Origin of the sequence: Parendozoicomonas sp. Alg238-R29, assembly GCF_947331445.1 — a bacterium.
Lineage (GTDB): Bacteria > Pseudomonadota > Gammaproteobacteria > Pseudomonadales > Endozoicomonadaceae > Sansalvadorimonas.
The window spans coordinates 42,742-55,749 of the sequence record NZ_CAMZOG010000024.1 but is presented as its reverse complement, the minus strand read 5'-3'; the positions used below and the strand labels follow the sequence as shown (position 1 = coordinate 55,749).

The 13,008-nt window shown below is 48.4% G+C and carries 10 protein-coding genes; 5 read left to right on the top strand and 5 right to left on the bottom strand.

What is annotated here, in order from left to right; translation table 11 throughout:
• Positions 1-144: 144 nt before the first annotated feature.
• Positions 145-1,950 carry a long-chain fatty acid--CoA ligase gene (locus tag QMA35_RS08305; RefSeq protein WP_281646674.1) on the top strand — a complete coding sequence of 602 codons (1,806 nt, stop codon included), beginning with the start codon at positions 145-147 and terminating at the stop codon, positions 1,948-1,950.
• Positions 1,951-2,060: 110 nt separating this feature from the next.
• On the opposite strand, the gene QMA35_RS08300 is transcribed toward QMA35_RS08305, so the two are convergent.
• The 4 genes from QMA35_RS08300 to pyrC all read right to left on the bottom strand — a co-directional run bounded on the left by QMA35_RS08300 (position 2,061) and on the right by pyrC (position 7,546).
• Positions 2,061-3,479 (bottom strand): PhoH family protein, encoded by a 1,419-nt coding sequence (locus tag QMA35_RS08300; protein WP_281646673.1) that lies wholly within the window; start codon positions 3,477-3,479, stop codon positions 2,061-2,063.
• Positions 3,480-4,084: 605 nt separating this feature from the next.
• A complete protein-coding gene (locus QMA35_RS08295; RefSeq protein WP_281646672.1) occupies positions 4,085-5,404 on the bottom strand; it encodes a Na+/H+ antiporter NhaC family protein in 1,320 nt (439 codons plus the stop codon).
• 458 nt (positions 5,405-5,862) lie between these two features.
• A complete protein-coding gene (gene rnt, locus QMA35_RS08290) occupies positions 5,863-6,492 on the bottom strand; it encodes a ribonuclease T (RefSeq protein WP_281646671.1) in 630 nt (209 codons plus the stop codon).
• A 28-nt stretch (positions 6,493-6,520) separates the two neighbouring features.
• Positions 6,521-7,546, bottom strand: coding sequence for a dihydroorotase (gene pyrC / locus QMA35_RS08285; RefSeq protein ID WP_281646680.1), 1,026 nt, complete (start codon positions 7,544-7,546; stop codon positions 6,521-6,523).
• 164 nt (positions 7,547-7,710) lie between these two features.
• On the opposite strand from pyrC, the gene QMA35_RS08280 reads away from it, so the two are divergent.
• The 4 genes from QMA35_RS08280 to QMA35_RS08265 all read left to right on the top strand — a co-directional run bounded on the left by QMA35_RS08280 (position 7,711) and on the right by QMA35_RS08265 (position 12,052).
• The gene (locus QMA35_RS08280; RefSeq protein WP_281646670.1) at positions 7,711-8,943 is read left to right on the top strand and encodes a saccharopine dehydrogenase NADP-binding domain-containing protein; all 1,233 of its coding nucleotides are present in this window, start codon (positions 7,711-7,713) and stop codon (positions 8,941-8,943) included.
• 104 nt (positions 8,944-9,047) lie between these two features.
• Complete coding sequence (locus QMA35_RS08275) at positions 9,048-10,436, top strand: YopJ family acetyltransferase (protein WP_281646669.1); 1,389 nt, start codon at positions 9,048-9,050, stop codon at positions 10,434-10,436.
• Positions 10,437-10,476: 40 nt separating this feature from the next.
• Entirely contained in the window at positions 10,477-11,124 is a 648-nt protein-coding gene (locus tag QMA35_RS08270) for an amidase (protein WP_281646668.1), read from the top strand.
• Complete coding sequence (locus QMA35_RS08265) at positions 11,018-12,052, top strand: amidase family protein (RefSeq protein ID WP_281646679.1); 1,035 nt, start codon at positions 11,018-11,020, stop codon at positions 12,050-12,052. The genes QMA35_RS08270 and QMA35_RS08265 overlap by 107 nt, the downstream gene beginning before the upstream one ends.
• Before the next feature lie 501 nt (positions 12,053-12,553).
• Here the strand turns inward: QMA35_RS08265 and QMA35_RS08260 are convergent.
• Positions 12,554-12,883, bottom strand: a complete 330-nt coding sequence (locus tag QMA35_RS08260) for a hypothetical protein (protein ID WP_281646667.1) — start codon at positions 12,881-12,883, stop codon at positions 12,554-12,556.
• Positions 12,884-13,008 lie beyond the last annotated feature (125 nt).

Here is a 13,008-nt window from a genome sequence, read left to right as displayed (position 1 = left end):
CCCCCCCCCCTGAGGATAGTTCTGTCAATGCTAGACTCCAACTGTTTCTTTTTGTTCCAACAGGTGACATACCGTATTGACCACTGGTTCTCTCCAATAGAGACTCCTCCTACATTTTGGCCAGAAGTAACAAGCGCCTGCTTTATGTTTCAACTTTCCAGTTATCACCTTGTCAGCCTGCTGCGTGAGCGTATCAGCAAGTATCAGAATCGTCCTGCTCTTTGTTATGCAAACAGCAGTGATGGGCAGGATATCAGCTGGGCTGAACTCGGAGTGCAAGTCGAAGAACTCGCCCTTGCCTTGATTGCTGCAGGCCTGGACGTTCAGGGGAAAGTCGCCATTTTCTCCCGCAATATGCCAGAGTGGACAGTTGCCGACCTTGCTACCCTGTGGTGCCGCGGAGTTTCTGTTCCCATTTACCCAACCAACACGGCCAAACAGGCGGCGTACATTATCAAAGACGCTGGTGCCCGTATTTTGTTTGTGGGCGAACAGGAACAGTTTGATGCGGCTTTGGGAATCAGTGCTGATAATCCAGAGCTGGAACGCATCATTGCCATGGATGCCAGCATTGACCTGCGTTCTTCTGAAAAAGCCTGCCACATGCAGGCGTTTGTCAACGCCCATGGAGACCGTGCCGAGAGAGCCGAACTGCAAAGCCGTTTGGAAGGTATGTGTATGGATGATCTCCTGACACTGATTTATACCTCCGGTACAACCGGCGAACCTAAAGGAGTTATGCTGGATTACACCAATATAGCAGCAGGCTTCAAGTCTCACGACAGTCGTTTAACACTGACGGAAGATGACGTCTCGATTTGTTTTCTGCCTCTGAGCCATGTGTTTGAACGGGCATGGACTTACTACGTTCTCTACCGTGGTGCGAAGAACATTTATATGCGCGATCAAACTGACATTAAAAATGTTATGAGCAGTGTTCGCCCAACGGTTATGTGTGCCGTTCCCCGACTCTACGAGAAAATGCACACAGCTATTTTTGCGAAGGTTGAAACAGCGCCTAGCGGAAAGAAGAAGCTTTTCAAGTGGGCCGTTGGCTGTGCAGAGAAACGTTTTCTTCTGGAGCAACAGGGGAAAACAGCTGGGCCATTGCTAAAGTTTTCCTGTGCTATTGGTGAAAAACTGGTTTATTCCAAACTCCGTGCAGCAATGGGTGGGCGGATACGCTATTTCCCATGTGGTGGCGCACGACTAGCTGACGATATTAATCTGTTTTTCCAGAGTATCGGTATTCACATCAAAATTGGTTACGGCCTGAGTGAAACCACGGCTACTGTTTCCTGTTACGAAGATTCTGGCTTTAAGTTTGGAACAACAGGGCAGCCACTTCTTGGTGTTGAAATGCGTATCGGTGAAGAAAATGAAATACAGATAAAATCAGATACTGTCATGCGCGGTTACTACAACAAGCCGGAAGCTACGGCTGAAGCCTTTACTAAAGATGGTTGGTTCCGGACTGGTGACGCTGGCTACATTGATGAAGCCGGTAATGTGGTAATGACCGAACGTTTGAAAGATCTGATGAAAACCTCTGGTGGTAAATACATTGCGCCCCAGGTTGTAGAAGGTGCTCTGGTACGGGATCATTTTGTTGAGCAGGTGGCGGTTATTGCCGATGCCCGCAAATATGTGTCTGCCTTGATTGTTCCAGCTTTTGAAGCTCTGGAAGAGTATGCTCACTCTATTGGCGTAAAGTTTGAAAACCGTATGGAGCTTCTGCGTCACAGCGATATTCAGGAGATGTTCCATAAACGACTTGAGCAGTTGCAAAGCGAGCTGGCTCGTTTTGAGCAGGTTAAAAAGTTCACGTTGTTGAACCGTGAGTTCTCTCTGGAAAAAGGCGAAATGACACCAACTCTGAAATTACGCAGAAAGGTGATTATGGAGCGTTTCCGCAAAGAGATTGAAGCGATGTATCCCGGTCGTCATTAAGGGCGTTCTCAATTCAGCATACGATTCAGGCGCCTAAGCAAAGTTCAAAATGACAGGAGTACAGGTTCCAGCCAGATACAGGAATTGTATCCGGCTGGGGCCGTCAGTGATTAAAGATTGGCTTCAGCAAAAGCTGCTAAAGCAGAGCGGGGAACTCCTTCGAGTTGAATCATGCCTCCGTGGTCGAAACTGCGAAAACGTTGAGTAAGATAGGTGAGTCCGGAACTGGACGGGTTCAGGTAGGGAGTGTCGATCTGCGCCAGATTGCCGAGGCAAATCACCTTACTGCCATAGCCTGCACGGGTGATGATGGTTTTCATCTGGTGTGGTGTCAGGTTCTGGCATTCATCAATAATAATGAGACTGTGCTGGAAGCTGCGACCACGGATGTAGTTCAGGGATTTGAACTGAATGGGCACCCGGTCAAGGATGTAATCCACGCTACTGCGGGTACTTTCATCATCGTTGTGCAAAGCTTCCAGATTATCGGTAATGGCCCCTAACCAGGGTTCCATCTTTTCCGCTTCCGTACCAGGAAGATAACCAATATCTTCGTCCAGACCTTTGGTGCTGCGGGTGGCAATAATCCTGCGGTACTGCTGGTCGGCAACAGTCATCTCGATAGCGGCAGCCAGAGCGAGAATTGTTTTACCGGAGCCGGCCGGGCCGTTCAGGTTTACCAGTTGAATGTCTGGATCCAGCAACAGGTGCAGTGCCAGGGCTTGGTGGATATCTAATGGCTGCAAACCCCAGGCTTTGCGGTGGAGGAGTTTCTCCCGATCCATATGCTCAAGCACGAGTTGGCCGTCGCCCTTGTCGTCAACGAAGGTGCTGACAACTCGCCCGACAAAGTCCTGCTTGTCGAGAATGAATTCGTTTATGCCCGGATTCCCGAAAACCTCCAGTTTGGGAATGGTATGCAGGGTTCTGCCTTTATGCTGTTCTGTTTCTACCTTGTTGAGACGATCCCAGAGACTACCATCCAGTTCCAGGAATCCACGGGGTAAAAGGCTGACATCAGAAATTTGTTGATCGCTATGGTAGTCCTCGGCCATCAAGCCACAGCCACGGGCTTTGAGGCGCATATTGATATCTTTGGTAACCAGCACAAACTCATCTTCCGGGTGCTGGCGTTGAAGGTGGCAGATGTCGTTAATGATGCGATTGTCGTTGAGGTCTGTGGGAAGCATGGTGACATTAGGTGGCGCACTGTTCATCTGTATCGACAGGGCGCCAGATGGTGGACTTTTTTCTCCGCGGGTTATGGGAACTCCTTTCTCAATCTCCTCGGGGGTTGCTGAACCAACAATGCTGTCTATCAAGCGAATAGCCTGACGACAGTCGGCGGCTATTGTCTGTTTTCCGTTTTTGAGCTTGTCCAGTTCCTCCAGAACTGTGATAGGGATGATGACCTGGTGTTCTTCGAAGTTCAGTAGTGAGTTGGGATCATGGATCAGGACATTACTGTCCAGGACATAGGTCGTGCGATGGGGCGACTTGGTTGGTTCCAGCGTCACTGCGTCATGCATAGCTGCTCCTTCTTCCCTTAACGTCACCGGCGCCGGCACTTGGATCACAAGCAGGGCCGGTGTTGGTACGTTTGGCCTTGTCAGGGCCACCAGCTCAAATGAGCTTACAGCACTGCCAGACAGCTATGGATTACGGGCAGGCCTGCTTTGATTATGTGTTGAGAATTTCAGGGATGGCAAGTGCTGACACAGTAAGTTCATTGTTTTTCTCACATTTTATAAAAAATAGTTTGCTGGCTATTGCAGGGTTGAAATTAACTTCATATATTTAAGGGATAGCCTCATAATTCTTCTCTGTTTTTCTCTTCTTGCTGTTCAGTTTCTAAACATATTTCTCCGACTCTGGATTGAAAAATGCAGTCAATAATTCACGGCTGTTACAGAGTGGTTTTGCCTTTCAAGAGCCGTTTCTAAGGGGGGAAACCCTGTGATTATTCTGGGTTAGCATCCATTGACTGTAATGTGCTAACAGATATATCCACAGTACTTTGGCTATATAGTTTTCCTTCCCCCCTGATGATGATTTCGCAAAACGGGCAACTCCTGATAATGCAATCCGGGCAATAGCCAATCTGACACTGGTTACCAGGGTTGAGCTGTTTTTCTTACAGCACCATCACCGCCAGCCAGCCAAACAGAACCAGTGGAATATTGAAGTGGATAAAGGTTGGCAGAACGGAGTCACGAATGTGGTCGTGTTGGCCGTCTGCATTTAATCCTGCGGTGGGACCTATTGTGGAGTCTGATGCAGGGGAGCCTGCGTCTCCCAAAGCGCCAGCTGTACCAACCAGGGCCGCGATAGCCAAAGGAGAGAGCCCCATTTCCATTCCTAAAGGCACATAGAGCGCAGCAATAATGGGAACAGTAGAAAAAGATGAACCAATGCCCAGAGTAATCAACAAGCCAACAACCAGCATCATAAGAATTCCCAAAGCTTGTTGGCCTACAAACAGTCCGCTGATTGAGCTGACCAGCGTATTAATATCTCCTGTTGCGCGCATTACTTCCGCAAAACCGGCGGCACTGATCATGATGAATCCACAGTAGGACATCATTTTCATACCATCGATAAAGGTGTTATCTGCCTCTTGCCATTTCATCACCTTGAAGACCAGCATAGTTATGCAGCCAGCTAAAGCTCCCATGGCCATAGAACCACTGCCAAGCTGTACCATCAGTGCTGCAAGGATACCGAGAACAATGCCTGCCACTTTGGTAGCAGAAATATTTTCTGGAACATCATTGGCGGAAACATTTTCATCTTCAGTGCGATAATTACGCGGCTTGCGATAAGTCCAGAAAACCGCAATTAACAACCCGAGAAACATGCCGGATACTGGAATCATCATGGCGGAAGGAATCGCGCTATTGCTGATTTCGAGACCATTCGTTCGCAGGTTGCCTGCCAGAATTTCAATCAGGTAGATATTTCCGAAGCCAATGGGCAACAGCATGTAGGTAGCCGTTAAACCAAAAGTCAGGCAGCAGGCTATGGCCCGGCGGTCTAATTGAAGTTTACTTAATAGCCCAAGCAGGGGCGGCACCAGAATAGGGATAAAAGCGATGTGGATAGGAATAATATTCTGTGATGCGATGGCCATGAGTATCAGGCATAGCATGAGTGCAATGCCTGCTGAGCGGTGACCACTGCGGCGACTGTGGATAAATGTGATAATACGGCCAGCCAAAGCCACTGGCACTCCCGACTTGGAAATTGCCATGGCAAAGGCACCCAGCAATGCGTAACTCAAAGCAATACTGGCACCATTAGCCAGGCCGCCACTGAAACTGGCCAGAGTATCAGCTATAGGCATGCCACCGGCGATACCGCCAGTAATCGCACCAACGAGTAACGCCAGAACAACATTCATGCGCGCCAGGCTCATGGCGAGCATTACGAGAACAGCAATCACAACTGCATTCATTGAAAGTAAACCTGAGTTTTTGTATGAGTCTTGTTGTCGGCTAAATAATCACGCAGCCTGAAAATAGTCTGCTTAGAACAAACTATGGCTCAGTTCGGAAGGTCCGGCATGTTGTAAAAGTATTTGAAGGCTCAGAAGCCGATCACAGATCTTTTGTCAGGCGTGACAAAAATAACAATCAGTGATGATACAGGTGGGAAGCGTGCAGAGAAGCAGACAAATCAAAAGAGGCTGACAGAGTTATACTGTATTGTTCGGGTGCCGACAGCACCGCAAAAGGTGGCAATCTCATGATGTTACTCGTCGTTGGAATAATTCTCCCTTTTTCACAATACCGTTCTTTGGGTTGAAAATAAAAGTAGGTATTGATACGTGCCTTGCGTTTGATTCCCTAAAAAAATAAACCCCGGCAGAATGGTCGACCAGGGTTTCGTGAATAGGCGAAATTATGCTCTGGGTTAGTCGATCCAGCCACCCAGCTCTTTCCAGCGGTTTACAATGCCGCAGAACAATTCTGCTGTACGGTCAGTGTCGTAACGGGCTGAATGAGCTTCTTCCTTATCGAAAGGAATACCGGCCACATCACAGGCGCGAGCCAGAACAGTCTGGCCATATGCCAGCCCTGAGAGGCTTGCCGTATCAAAGCAGGAGAACGGATGGAATGGATTCCGTTTGATATCGCAACGTTCCACAGCTGCGTTGAGGAAGCCAAGATCAAACGAAGCATTGTGGCCAACCAGCACCGCGCGGGTACAGCCGTAACGTTTCATTGCCTTGCGAACGGTTTTGAAGATTGTCCCGAGGATCTCCTCCTCCGGCGAAGCAATACGCAGAGGGTGGAATGGGTCAATACCAATAAACTCGATGGCGGATTTCTCAATATTCGCACCATCAAACGGGACCACATGACTGGACTCACGGGACTCCGGAAAGACAAATCCCTGCTCGTCCATACCGACGGTTACGGCGGCGATTTCCAGAAGCGCGTCGGTTTTGGCGTTGAAACCGCCAGTTTCAACGTCAATAACAACTGGAAGAAAGCCCCGGAAACGTTCGGACATCAGGGTTTTCGGGTCAGAATGGCTCACATCATTGCCTTATTCGGAGTAATTCAATTTAAACAGACCGGGACCATTGTAAATGTTCTCCAGCCTTAAGAGGAACGACCTGACTTCCTGCAAAGGGGATGGACTCAGGAATCAGTTGCTCTTTTTTCACCAGGGTAATGGTATCTGTGTTTCGCGGAATATCATAGAAATCTGCGCCAAAGTGGCTGGCAAAACCTTCCAGCTTATCCAAAGCGTTCTCTTTTTCGAACACTTCTGCATAGAGTTCTATGGCACCAAAGGCAGAGTAGCAGCCAGCACAGCCGCAGGAAGTTTCCTTGGTGTCTTGGGTATGGGGAGCGGAATCAGTACCCAGGAAAAACTTGGAATCGCCACTGGTAGCCGCTTTCACCAGAGCCTGCTGATGAATATTGCGCTTCAGAATTGGCAGGCAGTAGTAGTGAGGGCGAATACCACCCACCAGCATATGATTACGGTTATACATCAAGTGTTGCGGAGTAATCGTTGCGGCAACATTAGCACCGGTTTCACTGACAAAAGCCACAGCGTCCACAGTGGTGATATGTTCCAGTACCACTTTCAGTTCTGGGTAACGAGTAACCAGAGGAATCAGGTGGCGATCGATAAAGACTTTTTCCCGGTCAAAAATATCAATATCTGAGTCTGTCACTTCACCATGAACCAGCAAAGGTATGCCTGCATCAATCATGGCTTCCAGAGCTGGGAAAACATTATCCAGTGCGGTTACACCTGAGTCGGAGTTCGTTGTAGCTCCGGCCGGATAAAGTTTCAGCGCGCGAACATCACCACCGGCCTGAGCTTCATGAATGATTTCTGGAGAGGTTTGGTCCGTCAGGTACAGAGTCATCAATGGATCAAAACCAGAACCTTCTGGAACATGAGCCATAATCCGTTGTTTGTATTCAGCCGCCTGTGCTGCCGTTGTGACCGGTGGTTTCAGGTTCGGCATGATGATGGCGCGACCAAAAGTATTGGCCGTAGCGGGAACTGTGGTGGCCAGTGCATCGCCATCTCTTAGGTGCAGGTGGAAATCATCAGGGCGGGTGAGAGTTATATGCACTGCTTGTCATCCTTTAGCGTATTGAGAGTGAGCGAAGCTCTCTGTGGCGGAGATATTAACTGTGGCGGAGATACTAACTCAGGGATGCAGAGAGGTCATGCTTCACGTAGAGTTAGCAGTCGAAAACTCGCGATAAAAACGATAACAGAGGCTGAGTTATGAGTACTCCTCAATATGATCTGGTTGTTTTCGGAGCCACCAGTTTTGTAGGGCAGATACTGGTGAAGTATTTGGTTGATCACTTCAACGAACACCCTGAAGACAAAGTGCCCTGGGCCATGGCTGGGCGTTCGGAAACCAAGCTGGAACAGGTTCGTTCTGAAACCGGTGCTACAGATACTCCTTTGCTCATTGCCGATGCTGACAATGAAGCCGCTCTGCAGGCCATGTGTAAAAAAACCAAGGTTGTTATCTCAACCGTTGGTCCTTACGCGCTGTATGGCACCACGTTGGTGAAAGCCTGTGTTGAAAATGGCACGGACTATTGTGACCTCACCGGTGAAACCCAGTGGATCAAACGTATGGTGGACCGGTTTGAAGCCAAGGCAAAACAGACGGGTGCCCGTATTGTTCACTGCTGTGGTTTTGATTCCATCCCTTCTGATCTTGGTGTGGCTTTTCTGCAGAAAACAGCTCAGGAGAAGTTCGGCGCTCCCTGTACTGATGTGAAAATGCGGGTGAAAGCTGCCAAGGGTGGTGCGTCCGGCGGGACTATTGCCAGCATTATCAATGTCACCAAGGAAGCGATTGCCAATCCAGCTCTCAGGAAAGAGCTGGCTAATCCTTATTCAATTTGCCCGCCTGACCACACATTCACTGCTCGTCAGCGTAATGTGAAATCTGCAGTGTTTGACAAAGACTTTCAGTGTTGGTCTGCCCCGTTTGTGATGGCAGCCATTAATACTCGTGTTGTCCATCGTTCTAATGCTTTGTCTGGCAATGCTTATGGTGTTGATTTCCGCTATGACGAAGCCATGTTGACCGGTCGTGAATTCAAAGGCCGGATGACCGCTATAACCATGGTGGCAGGCTTGGGAGCCTTTATGGTGGGCGCTGTTATCAAACCTACACGCTGGCTGATGGAAAGCTATATGCTGCCCAAACCGGGTGAGGGGCCTTCCCCTGAAGCTCAGCAAAAAGGTTATTACGACCTGCGTTTTGTCGGCCTTACCGCTGATGGCAAAGAGCTTCGAACAAAAGTCACTGGTGATCGTGACCCTGGCTATGGTTCTACCAGCAAAATGTTGGGGCAGGCCGGGTTAAGCCTTGCGCTGGATATTTCCAAAGAGGAGAAGGCAGGCGGCTTTTGGACAACAGCAACAATCTTTGATGAGCGTATGTTCAAACGCCTGACTGCCCACGCTGGGTTGGGCTTTGAGGTTGTAGAATAACGTAACCGCCTTGTTAGCCCATATTCCGGGCTAACAATACTGTAAGAGAATTATTGGTTGGGTCTTTGGTCTATTAGTCTTTAATAGATCAAAGGCTCAATTTAATGATCAGAAAATCTCCCAGGACTGTAAGACACCCTCCCAATCGTTATCGAGAAAGAGTTCATTCACCTCCAATGAAAGTGAGGCACTCCCTGCGAGTCTCCTCACGAGTTGAGCGAATTAAAATTTTAAACGAGCTCAAGGAAGATCTTTCTATCAAACCGGGTGCATTTATTTTAAGTGGCTTGGCTGGCAGTCAGCTGTCGGTTAATGAACTCAAACGATCAACACTGTTAAAACAGCGAAAGCTTCCCAGCGCAGCTCAGCCGGATGTAGAAAGAACAATTATGCGCTGGCATAAACATTCACCTGCAGCCGAACTGAAAAAAGAGAGTGAGTTGATACCGGTAACAGAGAATGGGAGCCAGTTGAAGTTTGGTAATTCCAGTCATGCTGGTTTTGTTTATAAAGGCAGTGAGTGGCCTTTTAATTTACAGCTTCCAAATCTGAAAGAAGGTGACCGGGGAAAACTCATAACCATTGTTAATAATGCTCCCAGGGAAATTCTGTTGTGTGCAGGAAAGCGTGGACTGAAGCTGGAGCAGGAGTCCATTCCACCCGGAGCTAATATTTGTTATTGCTGTACTGAGGTTGATGGAAAGTTATCGTGGGAGATGGTGTCCTGGGCGCTTCCTGAGAATATCACCTCTGTTCCTATGCCTTTGCTGCAAGAGGGAGTTCCGGCTTCAAAAACAGATTCACCTGCAACCGGTGAGCCGCATCTCACAGCAGCTGAGATAGCTTGTATTTTTAAACGGGAAACTGAAAAAGAGATTCCCTGTTTTTATTCCTTGCCTGATATGGCCAGCTATGTGAAGGCCTTGGATAATAAGGGTAAAAATTTTCAGTGTGAGATGCTCTTCGAGACCAAAACCTGTCATTGCATCGCCGTTATTCTCCGTTTTAATGCCAAAGATAAAAAGGTGCGGGTATTTATTAACGAGACTCTAAAGCCAGATAGTGGCGTGGCTAAAAAAACAAGAGAATCACTTCAAAAGGAGATCGGTAAAGCTTTTCCTGATTGTCAGGTTTCTGTGATTGCTCCCGATTTTTTGCAGCAGAGGGATTATGTCGGCTGTGGTATTTTTGCGTTACACACATTGCGTTGTATAAACGAGAATAGAGCTTCTTTAGATCGTTTATTTGCTTTGTGTCCGGCCACTGGAGAGCGGTTTTTAAAAATTAATGAGCTGCCAGCAGTCTTTCTGGAGTTTTTTCAGGGAAACAGAGCATTAATGACTGCTGGAATGAAGCGAAAGAGTGTGGATGGCGGGCTTTCTCTTGGTAGTGCACTTGATCAGCAATCGGTTGATAAGAAAAGTTGTGGTGGTTTATTAGTGAAAGTTAATGCCGCAGCGCTATTGGAACACTACCGACTCATTCAGAAGTAATCTTGACAGGTGATTGAAGAAAAAAAATAAACAACGTTTAATGTCTGCCTCTGACAACAAACAAAGTAATATTATTGTGTCGTTTAACTCTTCACTGCAAAATTATGATGCCACCGGGCTTGCTGAACTTATCCGTACTGGTCAGATAAGCAGGGAGGAGGCATTCGATTTCAGTGTTCAGCAAATTGAACAACATAACCCTGCCTTAAATGCTGTGATCCGCACCCGTTTTGATAAAGCTCGCATAGAAATGAAAGCTGCTGATTCGGATGCTCCTTTTGCCGGTGTTCCCTTTCTGACTAAAGATCTTATGGCTGCCATCGGTGGAGAGCCTCTAGGGTTTGGCAGTGGTGCTATGAAGAACTATCGGCCTCCAGTTGATTCTGAGCTGGTGAAACGTTTTCGCAAAGCCGGACTGGTGATTCTCGGGCAGACTAACACTCCTGAGTTGGGATTGATGGGGATTACTGAACCAAAAGCTAATGGCCCATCTCGTAATCCATGGAATACCGATAGAACACCCGGTGGCTCCAGTGGTGGTACAGCGGCTGCAGTTGCAGCGCGTATTGTTCCTATGGCATCTGGGGGGGGATGGTGGTGGCTCTATTCGTATTCCTTCATCCTGCTGTGGCCTGTTCGGTTTAAAGCCAAGTCGTGGTTTGCAACCTATGGGGCCGTATCTTTCTGATGCCTGGAGTGGTGCTGTCAGTGAGCATGTGCTTACTCGTTCTGTGAGAGACAGCGCAGCAATGTTGGATGTTACCAATGGTATGGATTGCGGTGCCCCTTTCCCGGTAAAACATGAGCAGGGTTTCTTGGCCGCTACAGGAAAAGATCCAAAGCCACTGCGTATTGGTTTTACCTGTAAGAGCCCGACTGGCTCTCCAGTCAGTCAGGAATGTATCGATGGGCTGAATAATACCGTTCGGTTATTGCAGAATCTGGGGCACCATGTTGAAGAGGTTGATCTCGGGTTGGACAGTGAGCAGTTGGCATCCAGCTTCCTGACCATGTTGCTGTGTAATACGGCTGCTGATGTTGTGGGGCTCTCTCAACTAACAGGCGTGGCTGTCAATAAGTTGGATATCGAACTGGCAACCCGGTCACTGTATAAGATTGGTAGCCAGGTCAAAGCCCGGGACTTTCTGTTAAGTCAGGTTTATTGGAATGACCTGCGTCGCTCTATTGGCGAGCTGCATAACAGGTTTGATGTGATTCTTACCCCTACTCTGGCAGATGTTCCTCAGCCGGTAGGCTCCTTATATCCCTCTAAAGCCGATCAGGTTTTCATGAAGTTGCTGGCTATTCCCGGAATGAGCTGGTTAAGCCTTAAGGCAGGCATTGTCGATAAGATGGCGCGAGATATGTTGGATAAACTGCCATTCACTCAGTTGGCAAATATGACCGGGCAACCGTCCATGTCTGTACCTTTACACTGGAGCAGGGATAACCTTCCGGTTGGAGTCCAGTTTACCGCCGCGATGGGGGGAGATGCCTTACTGTTCAGTCTGGCTGGTCAGTTGGAACGAGCACAGCCCTGGGCAGACAAAATGCCAGATATGTGTACTGACGCTGAGGCAGGAACTTCTGAAAAAGTATTGGCACCACATGTCTGATATTGCGTGAGCCACATACATAGTTGTCGAGAAATAGCAGCGACAGCTCCTCGCCCTCTTCAACCGCTGTTTAGGGGGAGTTCATTGTTAAGGCTGGTAGCTTCTGACTTTGAGAGCCCGCTCTTGTATTGCAAGCGGATGTGAATGACTTTCACATTCAGGTAGGTGAAAAACACCATCGGCCACATGTTTCTGTCTATCGCAAGCCACAAGGACGGGGACCTTTTAAACAGGATGCACCTTCTTTCGAGGAGCGCCTGGCCCGGATGGTTTCTTTTTCAAACCACTGCGTTTTCGTGGTGCACGGCTAAGGTTCCTTGGACCTTTCTGAGATTCCCGGGAAAGGTTTCATCGAACCCAACCATTCCCTGCAACAGCTCTGCCTTATCACTCTCCAACAATTCCATGATGCGGTGGCGGAGATGAAAGGCGGAGATGAAAAGAGGTGTCCAGGCTTATGCCGCATTGCCTGACTGCAGGACGGAGCGTCATCGATAATGATCATGCATTCAAGATACTGGTCCAGAACAGGAATAACATGCAGGTGTGACAACCCCACTGTGTCAGGATAGTTGTCCCTGTCAGAGTATTGAACGTCTGCTGGCAGCTTTTGCACTGGTAACGTTGGCGGCTGCTCTGAAAACCAAACTTGCGAACATTGTCATCACTACAGTGGTGGCAGCAAGGGTGAGCAGCGAAGTTTTTCTCAAGTCGTTGATACAGATTGCAGTCATGGCTTCGGGGCTGCAGAAGTACTGAACGCAGGGTATCTTTTTGTCTGTCGCTAAGCAGAGTGCAGCTTTCGAGAAGCTGACGAAAGTCAGTCGTCATTCATGATGACCTCCGACTATTACAGGGAGATGAACAGTTTGGATGGCTATCAACAAAACTGCAGAACAGAGCCCATCTGTAGCTAAAGCTGACCGGCCAAAGCCGGTGGTTTTAACCTTTTAGGG

Coding starts and splice junctions, on each gene's coding strand:
- QMA35_RS08295 (WP_281646672.1), bottom strand. CDS start 5,404: ATGAATGCAGTTGTGATTGCTGTTCTCGTAATGCTCGCCATGAGCCTG.
- QMA35_RS08275 (WP_281646669.1), top strand. CDS start 9,048: ATGATCAGAAAATCTCCCAGGACTGTAAGACACCCTCCCAATCGTTAT.
- QMA35_RS08300 (WP_281646673.1), bottom strand. CDS start 3,479: ATGCATGACGCAGTGACGCTGGAACCAACCAAGTCGCCCCATCGCACG.
- QMA35_RS08270 (WP_281646668.1), top strand. CDS start 10,477: ATGTCTGCCTCTGACAACAAACAAAGTAATATTATTGTGTCGTTTAAC.
- QMA35_RS08260 (WP_281646667.1), bottom strand. CDS start 12,883: ATGACGACTGACTTTCGTCAGCTTCTCGAAAGCTGCACTCTGCTTAGC.
- QMA35_RS08280 (WP_281646670.1), top strand. CDS start 7,711: ATGAGTACTCCTCAATATGATCTGGTTGTTTTCGGAGCCACCAGTTTT.
- QMA35_RS08305 (WP_281646674.1), top strand. CDS start 145: ATGTTTCAACTTTCCAGTTATCACCTTGTCAGCCTGCTGCGTGAGCGT.